The sequence below is a fragment of the Parasalinivibrio latis genome (genome assembly GCF_036825535.1).
Classification (GTDB): Bacteria; Pseudomonadota; Gammaproteobacteria; order Enterobacterales; family Vibrionaceae; genus Parasalinivibrio; species Parasalinivibrio latis.
Map to the genome: position 1 here is coordinate 3,332,711 of NZ_CP098812.1, position 15,415 is coordinate 3,348,125.

Annotated in this window: 10 protein-coding genes and 3 rRNA genes; 4 read left to right on the plus strand and 9 right to left on the minus strand. The window is 50.0% G+C overall.

Annotated features, from left to right (window positions below; all coding sequences use genetic code 11):
* Positions 1 to 178: 178 nt before the first annotated feature.
* From NF212_RS15065 to NF212_RS15075, 3 genes are all read left to right on the plus strand, one after another.
* Complete coding sequence (locus NF212_RS15065) at positions 179 to 676, plus strand: hypothetical protein (RefSeq protein ID WP_434357016.1); 498 nt, start codon at positions 179 to 181, stop codon at positions 674 to 676.
* Between the two features lie 268 nt (positions 677 to 944).
* On the plus strand, positions 945 to 1,991 hold the full coding sequence (locus NF212_RS15070; RefSeq protein ID WP_434357018.1) for a right-handed parallel beta-helix repeat-containing protein: 1,047 nt from the start codon (positions 945 to 947) through the stop codon (positions 1,989 to 1,991).
* A gap of 272 nt (positions 1,992 to 2,263) precedes the next feature.
* On the plus strand, positions 2,264 to 3,322 hold the full coding sequence (locus NF212_RS15075) for a DUF4382 domain-containing protein (RefSeq protein ID WP_434357020.1): 1,059 nt from the start codon (positions 2,264 to 2,266) through the stop codon (positions 3,320 to 3,322).
* A 162-nt stretch (positions 3,323 to 3,484) separates the two neighbouring features.
* On the opposite strand, the gene rrf is transcribed toward NF212_RS15075, so the two are convergent.
* The 7 genes from rrf to NF212_RS15110 form a co-directional block, all read right to left on the minus strand.
* Positions 3,485 to 3,600, minus strand: a 5S ribosomal RNA gene (rrf, locus tag NF212_RS15080).
* Positions 3,601 to 3,703: 103 nt separating this feature from the next.
* Positions 3,704 to 6,594: ribosomal RNA gene (locus tag NF212_RS15085) — 23S ribosomal RNA — on the minus strand.
* 305 nt (positions 6,595 to 6,899) lie between these two features.
* Positions 6,900 to 8,452: ribosomal RNA gene (locus NF212_RS15090) — 16S ribosomal RNA — on the minus strand.
* The 16S, 23S and 5S rRNA genes sit together here, the layout of an rRNA operon.
* A 492-nt stretch (positions 8,453 to 8,944) precedes the next feature.
* Positions 8,945 to 10,180 carry an RNA polymerase sigma factor gene (locus NF212_RS15095; protein WP_434357022.1) on the minus strand — a complete coding sequence of 412 codons (1,236 nt, stop codon included), beginning with the start codon at positions 10,178 to 10,180 and terminating at the stop codon, positions 8,945 to 8,947.
* 19 nt (positions 10,181 to 10,199) lie between these two features.
* On the minus strand, positions 10,200 to 10,544 hold the full coding sequence (locus NF212_RS15100) for a YciI family protein (protein WP_434357024.1): 345 nt from the start codon (positions 10,542 to 10,544) through the stop codon (positions 10,200 to 10,202).
* A 108-nt stretch (positions 10,545 to 10,652) separates the two neighbouring features.
* The gene (locus tag NF212_RS15105; protein ID WP_434357026.1) at positions 10,653 to 11,873 is read right to left on the minus strand and encodes an iron-containing alcohol dehydrogenase; all 1,221 of its coding nucleotides are present in this window, start codon (positions 11,871 to 11,873) and stop codon (positions 10,653 to 10,655) included.
* 85 nt (positions 11,874 to 11,958) lie between these two features.
* Positions 11,959 to 12,594: a glutathione S-transferase family protein gene (locus NF212_RS15110; RefSeq protein ID WP_434357028.1), complete on the minus strand. Its 636-nt coding sequence runs from the start codon at positions 12,592 to 12,594 to the stop codon at positions 11,959 to 11,961.
* A 151-nt stretch (positions 12,595 to 12,745) separates the two neighbouring features.
* Here NF212_RS15110 and NF212_RS15115 point away from each other — a divergent pair, with 151 nt between their 5' ends.
* Complete coding sequence (locus NF212_RS15115; RefSeq protein WP_434357030.1) at positions 12,746 to 13,183, plus strand: hypothetical protein; 438 nt, start codon at positions 12,746 to 12,748, stop codon at positions 13,181 to 13,183.
* Positions 13,184 to 13,513: 330 nt separating this feature from the next.
* Here NF212_RS15115 and NF212_RS15120 read toward each other — a convergent pair whose 3' ends face one another.
* Together NF212_RS15120 and NF212_RS15125 are read right to left on the minus strand one after the other, a co-directional pair.
* Entirely contained in the window at positions 13,514 to 14,404 is an 891-nt protein-coding gene (locus NF212_RS15120; RefSeq protein ID WP_434357032.1) for a sulfite exporter TauE/SafE family protein, read from the minus strand.
* A 243-nt stretch (positions 14,405 to 14,647) separates the two neighbouring features.
* Positions 14,648 to 15,193, minus strand: coding sequence for a hypothetical protein (locus NF212_RS15125; RefSeq protein WP_434357034.1), 546 nt, complete (start codon positions 15,191 to 15,193; stop codon positions 14,648 to 14,650).
* Positions 15,194 to 15,415 lie beyond the last annotated feature (222 nt).

Below are 15,415 nucleotides of genomic sequence, written 5' to 3' on the forward strand. Positions count from 1 at the left end.
TGACGAATTCCTAAGAACAGAGCTTATTATGGCTACCTGCCCCGTTTGCCACGGATTGTGCGAAACGCCAACCGGCCGCTATCACAATTGCTATTCCTGTGGAGGGCGGGGTTACGGCAGTAGTACTGATGTTCCCTGTGTGGCTTGCGGGGGATCCGGCACATCCACGCAGGAAATCATGGATCCTTGCTATCACTGCCATGGAACCGGCATTGTAGACAATTCCACCACCTCTTCAGGGAACAGGCCGCCCACTTCACCTGCAGCAAAACAATCAACAAGGGCGGGCGTCAAGCCTGGCTCCGAGTCACGCGGGGCAACAAGTAACAAACCGCAGGTATCACCCAAAACGACGGCAAAAGAAAAGCCTGACGGCCTCTTCGCACTCCTTGCAGCTGTCTTTGCCGGGATAATGGGTTACACCCATTTTGAACAGACCCAAAACTCAACAGAATCACTACTGATGGGCGCAGTGTGTTTCGTTGCGGGGTATGCCGGGCTTTTTGTGCTCTATTACGTTGTTAAATTGGCCATTGAACTGCTCAAGGTACTCTTTGTTGTCGTGTTTTGGGGTGGCGTTGCACTAGTAGTGGGGAACCTATTAGGGATACAGCTCGCTGCAGATATTATCGATTTCCTAGAAACACTTTGGCGGAATATATCTTCGACTTTATGAGCATCCTCCCTGGCATTTGTCGCACTTATGGCCAAATTTGAGTTTTGGGTGTTCGGTGCCCCACTTTCCTACCTGACAATATTCTTAGTTATAAAACGACTCTCTTTCCTCTTTAACCCATCTTTAATAGCGCACCAATGAGCATATGGGTGAATAGCCACTTAGCGCTATGCGGTATGCATCAAGAAACAACCACATTTTTCAAGGTGGCATGATGAACACACAACTTAGGCCTATTTTCATTTTTATTATTTGTTTAGTGAGCTCAGTGTTGATTAACGTAACATCGCCTGGCGTACAAGCCTATGCGCCGCCTCCAGATACAGGTGGTGGTGGCGATGATGGAGGAGGAGATGGCGGAGGGGATGGTAGTGGTAACGGAAATATTCCGGACAACACGGTTGTCGTAGACGGCAAAGAGTACAAAGACTTTGCTGCGGCAGTCTCCGCCATTACCGATAAAAGCATTGTAGAGTTTGGTCCGGGCGAATACACACAGGGAATCACAATTCGTCACAATGAAGTCACACTCAGGGGCAGTCAGGGCACGCACTTCAAAGGTGCACAAGTACAGGGTAAAGGGACCTTTGTCGTCGCCGGAGATAACGTACGAATTGAGAGGATTGAGTGCAGTAACGTTGCCGTCAGGGATCAGAATGGAGCTTGTGTCCGTCAGGAAGGTAAGGATTTGGTTCTGGATGATGTGTATTTTCACACCAGCGAGCAAGGGTTGCTTTCGGCCAAAGGAAGCGGCTCGTTACTTATCACAAACAGTACCTTCAGTAACCTGGGTAAAAACGGTCGCGCCCACGGTATCTACAGTAATAATGACACGCTAACCATTCGCAACAGCACGGTAAAAAGCGCTAAAAGCCAGGGTCATGAAGTGAAGTCCCGTGCAAGCGTCACCAATATCGAATCTTCTACCATCGCCAGTGTGGGTGGACAGGACAGCCGATTGCTTGATATCCCCAACGGTGGTGCATTGCGCATCACTCACAGTGTACTGCAACAGGGCCCTAATTCTGTAAACAGGCAGCTTATTGGATTTGGGCTAGAGCCTAACTATGATCCTCTCGCCATGCATGTGGTGGAAATTCAGGACACGGTGATCATCCTTGAGCGCAACGGTACCAACGAGTTTCTGGCACTTCCCAAAACCGGAACTGATTACCTGGTGATATCCATTGAAGGAAATGACTTCATTGGAGAGTTTATGGACAAGGGAAACTTGCCACAAAGCAATAATTTCTACCCAGATCGCGCCACTTACGGTTTAGGGCCATACCCAAATCTTCCTACTATCGGAGAATAACTTAAAACGAACGGGAAAATAATAACTTCCGCAATATACAGAAATAATCACCATTACGTATGAATATTATTCATGCTCAATTTGAATTTTAAATACCAATAAAACAGTGCAGATTGGTAAGCCTTTACTAATATATTAATTAATAGCGAGAGGTTTAATTTGTCTGGGTAAACATTAAAAGGCTTACGGGTTTTATCTCTTACTTCACTTAACTTGTGTTGCTCCAAATCAGCAACCATAAGGGTTCTATCACGATTGATAAGGATTGTGCTATGAAAAACAGTCAGCCATTCTTATTCGCGCTCTCCGCCGGCGCGGTTCTTGCCGGATGTGGAGGTGATAGTTCCGGAGATGCATCATCCCAAGCATCTACGAGTTTTACTCTTGGCGTGTCAGACGCTGCCGTTGATACCGCCAACAAAGTCGTCCTGGCTTTTGAAGATGTAGTACTGGTTCCTTTCAATCCGGATACTGGAGAGCAAAGCGGAGATCCTATCGCGATCAATGTCAGCAATTCCGGAGATTTGCGCAAAATCGATTTAATGCAATATCAGGGTAGCCAGTCCGAAACCATCATCAACGAACAAGTCGTCCCACCTGGTGATTACGCACTTTGCGTCTATGCCAAAGACGGCAAATTCCTCAATGATGATTCATTATCTTATGTTGAAAAAAGTGATGGCTCACTAAAAGGTCTGGTTGTTCCCAGTAAAGGCAGTTGCTTCGGGTACAAACCTAATACCTCCGATCAGGGGCGCCTGAAGTTTTCCCAAAGTGATGAGTTTGTAAGAATCGATTCCGGCAGTAACAGCTATATCGTTGAATTTGACCTTCGAAAAGGGCTCAGCGACCCACAAGGGCTGGATTACATGCTGATGAACTCCAATGCAGTTACGCTGGTAAATGCATCGGTATCCGGACATATCAAAGGAGATGTTAATTTAGCGCAATATCAGGCATGTGAAACGGACAGTGCTTCACTCAATGCGATAAACAATGTTTCTGCTGTACATGCTGTCTACCTGTACTCGGGCGTTCTGAGTAAGGCCAACATGGGAGATTTAGGGACAACCGATCCCGCCTTAACAGAACCTTTAGCTGTTGCATCCGTTACAGAGGGTACAGATTCCCAAGGCGAGACAGTGTACAGCTACGAGTTTGGGTTCATTGACCCGGGCACATACAGTCTTGGGTATACATGTACTGCATTTGTTGATGACGCCAGTTCTCATGAAACCGCCGCCGACGGGTTTCAGATATACGAAGATTACTCCCCTATAGAAGTCACCTCTGATAACACCACTGAACAGGATATTACGGTTGTTCCTTAGTCCCTGAGGCTACTTTTCAGCCCTACTCTGTTTTCCCAGGGCCTTTTCTTCCCAGGTCCGGTTTCTTTTCCCCAAACGCAAAAAAGCCCTGACCGTCAGGTCAGGGCTTCTTCTACTTTTTGCCTTCATCTTTTTTCTAAAAAGATGAAAACCAATTTGGAAGCCTGGCGATGTCCTACTCTCACATGGGGAGACCCCACACTACCATCGGCGCTATTGCGTTTCACTTCTGAGTTCGGCATGGGTTCAGGTGGAGCCACAATGCTATGGTCGCCAGACAAATTCGGTACAATCTTGAAAGCTGATGTCTTCTAGCGTGTTCTCTTACACATTCAAGATGTTTGATTCTCTTGAGTACGCACAAAACCCCTTGGGTGTTGTATGGTTAAGCCTCACGGGCAATTAGTACAGGTTAGCTCAACGCCTCACAGCGCTTACACACCCTGCCTATCTACGTCGTAGTCTCCGACAACCCTTTAGGACACTTAAAGTGTCAGGGAGAACTCATCTTGAGGCTCGCTTCCCGCTTAGATGCTTTCAGCGGTTATCGATTCCGAACTTAGCTACCGGGCAATGCCACTGGCGTGACAACCCGAACACCAGAGGTTCGTCCACTCCGGTCCTCTCGTACTAGGAGCAGCCCCTCTCAATTCTCCAACGCCCACGGCAGATAGGGACCGAACTGTCTCACGACGTTCTAAACCCAGCTCGCGTACCACTTTAAATGGCGAACAGCCATACCCTTGGGACCGACTTCAGCCCCAGGATGTGATGAGCCGACATCGAGGTGCCAAACACCGCCGTCGATATGAACTCTTGGGCGGTATCAGCCTGTTATCCCCGGAGTACCTTTTATCCGTTGAGCGATGGCCCTTCCATTCAGAACCACCGGATCACTATGACCTGCTTTCGCACCTGCTCGAACCGTCATTCTCGCAGTCAAGCGGGCTTATGCCATTGCACTAACCTCACGATGTCCGACCGTGATTAGCCCACCTTCGTGCTCCTCCGTTACTCTTTGGGAGGAGACCGCCCCAGTCAAACTACCCACCAGGCACTGTCCTCACCCCGGATAACGGGGCCAAGTTAGAACATCAAACATACAAGGGTGGTATTTCAAGGATGGCTCCACGGCAACTGGCGTCACCGCTTCAAAGCCTCCCACCTATCCTACACATGTAGGCTCAATGTTCAGTGCCAAGCTGTAGTAAAGGTTCACGGGGTCTTTCCGTCTAGCCGCGGGTACACAGCATCTTCACTGCGATTTCAATTTCACTGAGTCTCGGGTGGAGACAGCGTGGCCATCATTACGCCATTCGTGCAGGTCGGAACTTACCCGACAAGGAATTTCGCTACCTTAGGACCGTTATAGTTACGGCCGCCGTTTACCGGGGCTTCGATCAAGAGCTTCATCCGAAGACTAACCCCATCAATTAACCTTCCGGCACCGGGCAGGCGTCACACCGTATACGTCTTCTTTCGAATTTGCACAGTGCTATGTTTTTAATAAACAGTTGCAGCCACCTGGTATCTGCGACTGCCTTCAGCTCCATCCGCAAGGGACTTCACCAAGGGCAGCGTACCTTCTCCCGAAGTTACGGTACCATTTTGCCTAGTTCCTTCACCCGAGTTCTCTCAAGCGCCTTGGTATTCTCTACCCGACCACCTGTGTCGGTTTGGGGTACGGTTACTGATAACCTGAAGCTTAGAGGCTTTTCCTGGAAGCATGGCATCAATGACTTCACCACCGTAGTGGCTCGACATCAGGTCTCAGCCTTAAGAGAAACCGGATTTACCTAATTTCTCAGCCTACACCCTTGAACCGGGACAACCGTCGCCCGGCCCACCTAGCCTTCTCCGTCCCCCCATCGCAGTTATCAGCAGTACGGGAATATTAACCCGTTTCCCATCGACTACGCCTTTCGGCCTCGCCTTAGGGGCCGACTCACCCTGCCCCGATTAACGTTGGACAGGAACCCTTGGTCTTCCGGCGAGGAGGTTTTTCACCCCCTTTGTCGTTACTCATGTCAGCATTCGCACTTCTGATACGTCCAGCACACCTTACAGTGCACCTTCAGCCGCTTACAGAACGCTCCCCTACCCAATGCGATAAATCGCATTGCCGCAGCTTCGGTGTATCGCTTAGCCCCGTTACATCTTCCGCGCAGGCCGACTCGACCAGTGAGCTATTACGCTTTCTTTAAATGATGGCTGCTTCTAAGCCAACATCCTGGCTGTCTGGGCCTTCCCACATCGTTTCCCACTTAGCGATAACTTTGGGACCTTAGCTGGCGGTCTGGGTTGTTTCCCTCTCCACGACGGACGTTAGCACCCGCCGTGTGTCTCCCGGATAGTACTTACTGGTATTCGGAGTTTGCAAAGGGTTGGTAAGTCGGGATGACCCCCTAGCCTTAACAGTGCTCTACCCCCAGTAGTATTCGTCCGAGGCGCTACCTAAATAGCTTTCGGGGAGAACCAGCTATCTCCGAGTTTGATTGGCCTTTCACCCCTAGCCACAAGTCATCCGCTAATTTTTCAACATTAGTCGGTTCGGTCCTCCAATTGATGTTACTCAATCTTCAACCTGCCCATGGCTAGATCACTCGGTTTCGGGTCTAATTCCAGCAACTGCACGCCCAGTTAAGACTCGGTTTCCCTACGGCTCCCCTATGCGGTTAACCTTGCTACTGAAATTAAGTCGCTGACCCATTATACAAAAGGTACGCAGTCACCCAACAAGTGGGCTCCCACTGCTTGTACGTACACGGTTTCAGGTTCTATTTCACTCCCCTCACAGGGGTTCTTTTCGCCTTTCCCTCACGGTACTGGTTCACTATCGGTCAGTCAGGAGTATTTAGCCTTGGAGGATGGTCCCCCCATCTTCAGACAAGATAACACGTGTCCCGTCCTACTCGTTTTCACGCTAAAAGCATTGTCGTGTACGGGGCTGTCACCCTGTATCGCGCCACTTTCCAGAGGCTTCCACTAACACTTAAAACGCTTAAGGGCTAATCCGGGTTCGCTCGCCGCTACTGCCGGAATCTCAGTTGATTTCTTTTCCTCGGGGTACTTAGATGTTTCAGTTCTCCCGGTTCGCCTCGCTGCGCTATGTATTCACGCAGCGATACTGGCTTATGCCAGTGGGTTTCCCCATTCGGACATCCCAGACTCAAGTGGCTTTTACTGCCTTATCTGGGCTTATCGCAAGTTAATACGTCCTTCATCGCCTCTGACTGCCAAGGCATCCACCGTGTACGCTTAGTCACTTAACCATACAACCCGAAGGAGTTTCGAGTCATACGTTGACCAAGATTTGGTTTTCGCCGTACTCAAATTGAGTTGTGCTTAAAGCACTACCAAAACACTTGAATGTGTTTGCTTTGAGAACTTGTTTGCTTTCGCAAACAATCCAATCTTTCGATTGAATTACTAGTCAGCTTTCCAGATTGTTAAAGAGCTATTCTCTTTCGAGAATCAACGCAAAAGCGTTAATCAATGACAACATCATTGATTAGCGCTTTCGCCACTTAAACATTTAACCAGGCAATCTGTGTGGACACTCATGAAGCAGTTTAGGTAAGGAGGTGATCCAGCCCCAGGTTCCCCTAGGGCTACCTTGTTACGACTTCACCCCAGTCATGAATCACACCGTGGTAAACGCCCTCCCGAAGGTTAAGCTATCTACTTCTGGTGCAACCCACTCCCATGGTGTGACGGGCGGTGTGTACAAGGCCCGGGAACGTATTCACCGTGGCATTCTGATCCACGATTACTAGCGATTCCGACTTCATGGAGTCGAGTTGCAGACTCCAATCCGGACTACGACATACTTTCTGGGATTCGCTCCACCTCGCGGTCTCGCTGCCCTCTGTATATGCCATTGTAGCACGTGTGTAGCCCTACTCGTAAGGGCCATGATGACTTGACGTCGTCCCCACCTTCCTCCGGTTTATCACCGGCAGTCTCCCTGGAGTTCCCGACATGACTCGCTGGCAAACAAGGATAAGGGTTGCGCTCGTTGCGGGACTTAACCCAACATTTCACAACACGAGCTGACGACAGCCATGCAGCACCTGTCTCAGAGCTCCCGAAGGCACACTCGAATCTCTTCAAGCTTCTCTGGATGTCAAGAGTAGGTAAGGTTCTTCGCGTTGCATCGAATTAAACCACATGCTCCACCGCTTGTGCGGGCCCCCGTCAATTCATTTGAGTTTTAACCTTGCGGCCGTACTCCCCAGGCGGTCTACTTAACACGTTAGCTCCGAAAGCCACACCTTATAGGCACAACCTCCAAGTAGACATCGTTTACGGCGTGGACTACCAGGGTATCTAATCCTGTTTGCTCCCCACGCTTTCGCATCTGAGCGTCAGTCTTTGTCCAGGGGGCCGCCTTCGCCACCGGTATTCCTCCAGATCTCTACGCATTTCACCGCTACACCTGGAATTCTACCCCCCTCTACAAGACTCTAGCCTGCCAGTCTCAAATGCAACTCCCAGGTTAAGCCCGGGGCTTTCACATCTGACTTAACAGACCGCCTGCATGCGCTTTACGCCCAGTAATTCCGATTAACGCTCGCACCCTCCGTATTACCGCGGCTGCTGGCACGGAGTTAGCCGGTGCTTCTTCTGCAGCTAACGTCAAATGGTGCAGCTATTAACTACACCACCTTCCTCACTGCTGAAAGTGCTTTACAACCCGAAGGCCTTCTTCACACACGCGGCATGGCTGCATCAGGGTTTCCCCCATTGTGCAATATTCCCCACTGCTGCCTCCCGTAGGAGTCTGGACCGTGTCTCAGTTCCAGTGTGGCTGATCATCCTCTCAGACCAGCTAGGGATCGTCGCCTTGGTGAGCCATTACCCCACCAACTAGCTAATCCCACTTGGGCTCATCTCTGGGTGCGAGGCCCGAAGGTCCCCCGCTTTGGTCCGTAGACATTATGCGGTATTAGCTACCGTTTCCAGTAGTTATCCCCCGCCCAGAGGCAGATCCCCAAGCATTACTCACCCGTCCGCCGCTCGCCGCCCAACAACGCTCCCGAAGGATTGTTGTTGTCGCTGCCGCTCGACTTGCATGTGTTAGGCCTGCCGCCAGCGTTCAATCTGAGCCATGATCAAACTCTTCAATTAAAGTTTTTTCAAACCCGAAGGTTTGGCTCAATGAATACTGTTATTCCTTATTACTAAGGAATGAATTGACTGTGCCGATATTCCTTTGCAGGAATCTCGTTTGGTCACTCGATTCATTGAATAAATTCTTTATTCTGTTTCAACGAGCGCCCACACAGATTGCATGGTCAAATTGTTAAAGAGCAATATCGACGTTAGCGTACGTTATCCTGAGACTTCGTTTTACCGCTTTCGTGACCGGAGTCACACTCCGTTCCCCGTCGACAGGAGCGCAGTATAGAGATCTGAAATTTTCGTGCAACCCTTTTTTCGGAAAAAATTCATCGAATGGTCACGAAGGCAGCGAAAGGGGCAAAAAAGGCACTTTTCGGTTACTTTCCGTACCAGAAAGCTCGCCAAATCTGGGTTGGAAGCTGTATATCAGAAGCCGGGCTTGAAGTTTTCTTGCAATACCACCAACGCGGAGCGGTCAAAAAACACCCAAAATTCACTCTATCCATTTATAGATAAGGACAGCCGCCTCTTCAGCGCTGTTTTTATTGGTTCTGTCGGCGCCTGATCGATAGCCTGAGTAGCAAAGTAGCTTGCCAACTCCCTATTACCCGTCTGGCGGTATAAGTCGGAGCAAACAGCAGCCCACAAATAATGTCCTTCAAGCCAGCCTGGCGGTTCAGCCTCTTTCAACTTTTGCAGTGCGAGGTTCGGCCCTTTCCAGTATGCAATGGCAACAGCCTGGTTCAACCGGTAGAACGGGGATGGCTGAATCGCACTTAGCATATCGTATAGGGAGACAATATTGGCCCAATTGGTTTCATCCAGTGACGGAGCCAGGCAATGCTCAGCTGCAATCCCCGCCTCTCCATGGTAACGGGAGAATTCCTCCCCCGCGGATGCCCTTTCCAACCAAACCATTCCCTGCCAAATTTCCTCCCGGCTCCACAGGCTTCTGTCCTGCTCCTCCAAAAGCACCAACCCACCGACATTATCTTGTCTGGCGGGTATACGGGCATGGTGGAAATACATCAGAGCATTAAGCGCACAAGCAACAGGACTTTTCCCGGAAGGGTGTGACAGCAGCCATGTCATGAGCCTCATCGCTTCGCTACAGAGTTCCAGCCGAATTGGGCTGGTGCTATCTACCGACAGGTAACCCTCATTGAACATCAGGTAGAGTACATGCAATACCGCCGGACATCGGACACTGTACCAATCATCAGTTGGGGAATCCTGCTCACCATATAAAACCCGGAGCTTTGCCTTGGCCCGGTTGTAACGCTTATATACGTTGTCTTCCGATATAAAGAGACGTGCGCTGATTTCACTGACACTGAACCCGCAAAGTGCTTTCAGGGTAAAAACCAGTTGGGACTTTTCAGGAATACGTTCATCGCAGCATTGAAAAAGGAGAAACAGGGCATCATCCTGCAACTCTCCAGTCAGCTTTCCCTCATCTTCTATATAAGAGGGATGATTAATTTGAGACTCTTCAATGAAGGAAAGGCGGCGCTGATGTTTGAATTCATCCAGCAACCGGTTGGCGGCGACCCGGTATAACCATGCAGAAGGTTTTTCTGGCTTCCCCTGTACGGGCCAGACTTGTGTAGCCTTCAGCATGGCCCCCTGCACTGCATCTTCTACCCTGTCGAAGTTGCCTGAGCCAAATCGCCGGGAAAGGGAAGCCACCAGCTTCCCATATTCATGGCGAAATGTACGCTCCAGAATTTCCATGCTGACCGTGACCTACCGACTATTGAGTCTGTATTTCCCGGATTTCCACACTGGTACCGCTGCCGGCCACACCGGGGCTTTCCAGAACCACCTGTTCAGCCTCTTCATAATTCTCTGCCGAGATAATCATAAATCCACCGATGATTTCCTTGGTTTCCATATAAGGGCCATCAGTGACGGCACCGCCATGGCGAACCAATTTCCCGCCAGAAGCCAGCTTTCCGCCCATATCAACAATGTTGTCGGAAAACTTTTCTTTCCACGCCATGAAATTTGCATACATTTTTTCCATGTCGGACGGCGAAGGCGGCTCGCAGTTTCCACCATCACTGCGTTGGATACAAAGGTAGGTTTTGGTCGTCATATCATTACTCCTTGTTGTCTATATAACGTAGCCGATTCACGGCACAGTCACATCTTTGACGACAACAGGGATGGTTATTGGACACCGCTTAAAAATATTTTCTCCCACTCAAGCATGGGGAGCCGGTAGTAGCTTTGCTACCACCTTCTCACAATCTTTCTGCTCCATGAATTTGGGGACGGGGTAGTTCCACACTGCCTCAAGGCATGCCTGGCGGGCTATCTCTGGGATATCACTTTTGTTCATCGCCTCAAGGGTCTCTGGTATACCCAGTTTCAGTTGAAGATCCCTGACCCATGAAATAAAGGCATCAGCTTTGTCTTCACTACCCTCTCCAATTCCGATGGTTTCTGCCAACTCAGCCAGCCGGGGAGCAGCGCTGCTCTTCGAATACCTCAGCACATGGGGAAGCACCACGGCATTGGCTAACCCATGGGGCGTCCCATATTGGGAGCCCAGTGTATGGGCAATGGCATGGGTGTAACCAAGGCCGGCTTTAGTGAAGGCTAAACCGGCGTAGTAGGATGCCAGGGCCATATCCTCTCGGGCTTCAAGGTCCTTTCCGTTGGAGACGGTGGTTTCCAGACTGCGTGATATCAACTTAACCGCAGCCAGAGCGTAACGATCGGTTTCCGGCGTGGCATTGCCTGAAATATAGGATTCAACTGCATGGGTCAGTGCGTCCATCCCGGTCTGGGCTGTGACATGAGGAGGAAGCCCCAACATTAAAGCCGCATCCAGTGCAGCAGCAACAGGCATCAGTTTGTGGTCGAGTATTGGGGTTTTCTGGTGGGTAAACGGATCAGACACTACCGCAGCAACGGTCACTTCCGACCCTGTCCCTGCCGTAGTTGGGATAACAAACAGAGGAGCCGGGGCTTTGCGCAGTTTCAAAAGGCCTGTCAGTTTCTTGATAGGCTTTTTATTGGTTGCCAGCGCAGCCACAGCCTTACCACAATCCAGAGGTGATCCCCCGCCAATGGCAAGTACCGCACCACAACGGGTTTGCTTGTACAGCGCCACCGCGGCTTCAGCCTGATCATAAGTTGGATCCGGTGTGACCTCGCTGTAACACTCAACCGCCACACTCCATTTTTCCAGCTCACAAGAAAGCTTCTCAACAAATCCCAGTTGCACAATTCCGGCATCAGTCACTATCAGCAACTTCTTGATACCCATAAGGGCTATCGATCGACAAAGCTCAAGCGATGAGTCCTTGCCGATAAACATTGTCGGTTTGGATATCGGCAAAACTTTGGCCGCAAGCCAGAGCGCCTTCATATAGACCTTATTGAACCCTCGCGTGAACATAGTGGCGATCCTTTTCATCCGATCAATTACTCCAGATTAAAAAATAACCACCACTATCTCTACCCCAACAATATGAAACTGGGGTATTGCACGGGTTTAAATACTAACCGCCGGCAACACCATAAACTTTCCGGTGTGCAGGACGCTGGTTAAGCCGGTCGTAATAAGCTTCCAACACCGGGTATTCTCCGATTAATCCCATCAGCTTCGCCATAAAGCAAGAGTGCCCGACGGCAATGTCGGCACCGCTGAAGACATCACCCAGAATGTAATCCTGCTTTTCCAAAACCTTGCTCACCGCATTGGCGCGCAAACTGAACTGGTATTTGCCCTGTTCTGCTGCCTCCAGATTGTACTGCCTGCCGGGCGGCCTCATTGCGTAAAGCGGCCTGAGTTTATTGTCGAAGTACTCCATCAGGCGGCAATCCATTTCCGCCGGCGCGTAGACACACCACTGGTAATACTGTGCCCGCTCAGGTGTGCCCGGTTCCGGTGCTAAGCCCAACCCCGGATTTTCATCGATCAGCTGCATAACGATCGCCACCGATTCAAACAGCCTGTATTGGCCGGTTTCCAGTACGGGAACAACACCCAATGGGTGGCGGCTGAGGTGCTCACTGGCATTCTGCTCACCCCCTTCAAGGTTCACGATATGGCTGTCATAGGGTAGACCCAGTTCTTCAAGTGCCCACTGTGCCCGGTTTGAGCGAGTGGGCGGAAAGGCATAAAGGGTTGTCATGTTGCACTCCTAAAATTGCAGATACTCAAGGGTAGACGTACTGGCAACAGTCAGGCCGGACAACATTTAATCATTCAGCAAGGTTGATGTAAGACATCTATTCCCGCATGGTAAGGAAACAGTGGAAGCAAGAACTCTGAAAGGAAGGGAAATGACAAATCCGTATCTGATTATCGGTGGTGCCGGGAGTATCATTGCCGCGGTACTGCATGTAGCAATAATCTTTGGTGGTCCGAACTGGTACCGTTTCTTTGGCGCCGGCGAAAAGATGGCTCAAATGGCAGAAGCAGGGAAAACTTATCCGGCAGTCATTACCGCAGTTATCGCTGCGTTGCTCCTGGTTTGGGGGCTGTACGCATTTTCGGGAGCCGGGATAATTGGTAAATTTCCGTTCACCACCCCGGCACTCACGGTTATTGGCGGTATTTTTCTGCTTCGCGGGCTGGCAGGCATTCCTGTGGTTTTTATGGCTGACCATCCCTATTTACAGGAACTGGCTCAACGAATGACATTTATGGTGGTTTCATCTGCTATTTGTTTGGTGCTTGCAGCGCTTTACCTGATAGGAATGATGAAAATGCAAAGCTGAAGGAAGATGGGAATCAAAGGGTATAAAAAAGGAGAGACTTACTCTCTCCTTCAAGTCAGTTACTTCTCTTTCTTTTCCTGAACCGACTTCAGCATCTGCTTGATTCTTTTACTTGAAACGCGGCCTTTAGACATAGAAAACTCCTTTTCTGATTCACAAAAGCTTAACAAGCACTTTCCATACTACGTTTCCCGGTCGACCAAAAGCAACTGTTGGTATCACAGTTCTGGCTTATTGCTTTGCAGGAAGTCCGTAGCAGAGTGCACTGATGGTCACCCGGATATGGAAAAGGGCATGTCAGACATGCCCTTTCCTGTATTCAAGCAGCTCTCAGGCATTCGCCACGACCGGAGAAAGTTTCCGGCCCTTTTGCCAGGAACGGTACATGGTGACTGAGGTATAGAGCACCACACCGGTGACCAGCCACGCCAGCAAGTGCATATCAAGCGACTTCACCAGATAGGCCGCAATCACTACCCCAATAGGGCCGGTAATGGCTACCACCAGCGCAGCTCGGGTATTGACCCGGTTACGTAACAGGAAGCCGCCTGATGAGAAGTAGCTCAGGAATGCACAGGAGCACATCATGACCGGGAAGGCGGCAAGCGGGTTCATACCCAGCATATAGATCATGGTCATGCACGGGGCATAAAGGCCGATACCTATCGTCATCAAGGCACCGAACAGGAAATTGCCAGCTATACCCGCTGCCAGTTTCCAGCCGCTAAGCCCAAGTGCAGTACCGCCAATCGGAAACAGTTTCAGTTGTCCGGCCAGCATCAGTCCGGCGACAACCAGCAGAGCCATCGCCATCACAATGCGGATAAGCTGGCGATCCCAGCCGGAGACGATTTTCGCTCCGAAGGTTGCCCCCGCACAGGCTGCTGCTACCAGGCTTAAAAGCGTAATGGGATCAACCTTAACCGCTGTCAGGAATATCAGCCCTTGCACCGTTGTCGCAAGCACACATTGGCAGTTAAGCGTGCCGGGAAGCACTTTGTCGTCAACCAGTTTGAATTGCTTGTAGCCTGCGGTCATGATGGCAAAACTGCCGATTCCCAGGGTATCGCAAAAGTTGGCAAAACCGCCGATAAGGCCGATAGGGATAATTTTTGTCTGCGCTTCCTGCGACCGGTTTTTCAGCCATGCACGAATAAGCATGACAATAAAAACCCCTCCTCCAACAAGCAGCCCTGCCTGTATCAGAGTAAATATGGACATAAGTGCAGCCGGTGTTTACTGGTGTATTGACCCGGTTGTCTGAGATGCTCAGGGACATACCGGAATGAGGACGTAAAGCGAATAAGTGCCGGACCACTGGCACAACTATCATGCATCACAAGCCCGTTATTATTGCCCAATCACGGTTCGAATGCTTGGGGTATCACTCAAATCAATTTAATTGGTTGTTCTGTTGGCAAAAACGGCAGAGTGAGGCTCTGCCGTTTTATTTTGTATCTGGATTTACGCCGCTTCCGGAACCGGTTCAGCGCGTTTATCAAAGAACAGCTTGAAGGTCATAATGCCAATAACCAGCGCTTTGATAATCATCATCTGTGGGTTGCCCCAATAAGCCGCCATACCTACAAAACCGGATACCAGCATCAGCTTGCGGTAGTTTTTCAGGTCAGTCATATAAAGCGCCAACAGAATCACACCAAGGTCAGCGAACTGTAATGCAACGGGCAGTGTTGGGTTTGCCAGAAAGCCGGTCACCGCAACATAGCCGATATACGCAATACCCGCTCCCATCACACCACCCAGTGTCAGGATCACCGCTTTGGAAGCGTTGGTGAAATCCTTGGCGTAGCGGTAAGTGTTCAGTGATGCCACAGACAGGTTAAGAATCACCTTCGGCCACCAACCCATCAGAAATGCCCACAATGTATCATTGGCTGCTGAGCCAAACGCTGCATAGCGGGTTACCTTCATTGTGTTGAACACAGTGATAGAAATGTAGAAGGCAACGGATGTCCATCCGAGGATTTCTGTGATGAGGTCTAATGTCATTCAGGCGCTCTCTTTTCATTCCAGCTTCGTAATCAAGCCGGACAGTAAATACTTTTCTTTCCAAGGGTTCTGCTGTGAGTTCACGCAGAAGAAATACTGAAACAAAACTCCGGTGATTAACATTGAGGCGAAACAATCACGGGCTTCACGGAGATAATAAAGCGATATTGATTAGAATATCAACAGATCTCAGTAAAAATGTTTTCATGAACTAGTACATAT

What these genes read in the sequence shown, in the direction of transcription:
- NF212_RS15065 (WP_434357016.1), top strand. Translation starts at nt 179, where the DNA reads ATGGATCCTTGCTATCACTGCCATGGAACCGGCATTGTAGACAATTCC.
- NF212_RS15075 (WP_434357020.1), top strand. Translation starts at nt 2,264, where the DNA reads ATGAAAAACAGTCAGCCATTCTTATTCGCGCTCTCCGCCGGCGCGGTT.
- NF212_RS15095 (WP_434357022.1), bottom strand. Translation starts at nt 10,180, where the DNA reads ATGGAAATTCTGGAGCGTACATTTCGCCATGAATATGGGAAGCTGGTG.
- NF212_RS15100 (WP_434357024.1), bottom strand. Translation starts at nt 10,544, where the DNA reads ATGACGACCAAAACCTACCTTTGTATCCAACGCAGTGATGGTGGAAAC.
- NF212_RS15105 (WP_434357026.1), bottom strand. Translation starts at nt 11,873, where the DNA reads ATGAAAAGGATCGCCACTATGTTCACGCGAGGGTTCAATAAGGTCTAT.
- NF212_RS15110 (WP_434357028.1), bottom strand. Translation starts at nt 12,594, where the DNA reads ATGACAACCCTTTATGCCTTTCCGCCCACTCGCTCAAACCGGGCACAG.
- NF212_RS15115 (WP_434357030.1), top strand. Translation starts at nt 12,746, where the DNA reads ATGACAAATCCGTATCTGATTATCGGTGGTGCCGGGAGTATCATTGCC.
- NF212_RS15120 (WP_434357032.1), bottom strand. Translation starts at nt 14,404, where the DNA reads ATGTCCATATTTACTCTGATACAGGCAGGGCTGCTTGTTGGAGGAGGG.
- NF212_RS15125 (WP_434357034.1), bottom strand. Translation starts at nt 15,193, where the DNA reads ATGACATTAGACCTCATCACAGAAATCCTCGGATGGACATCCGTTGCC.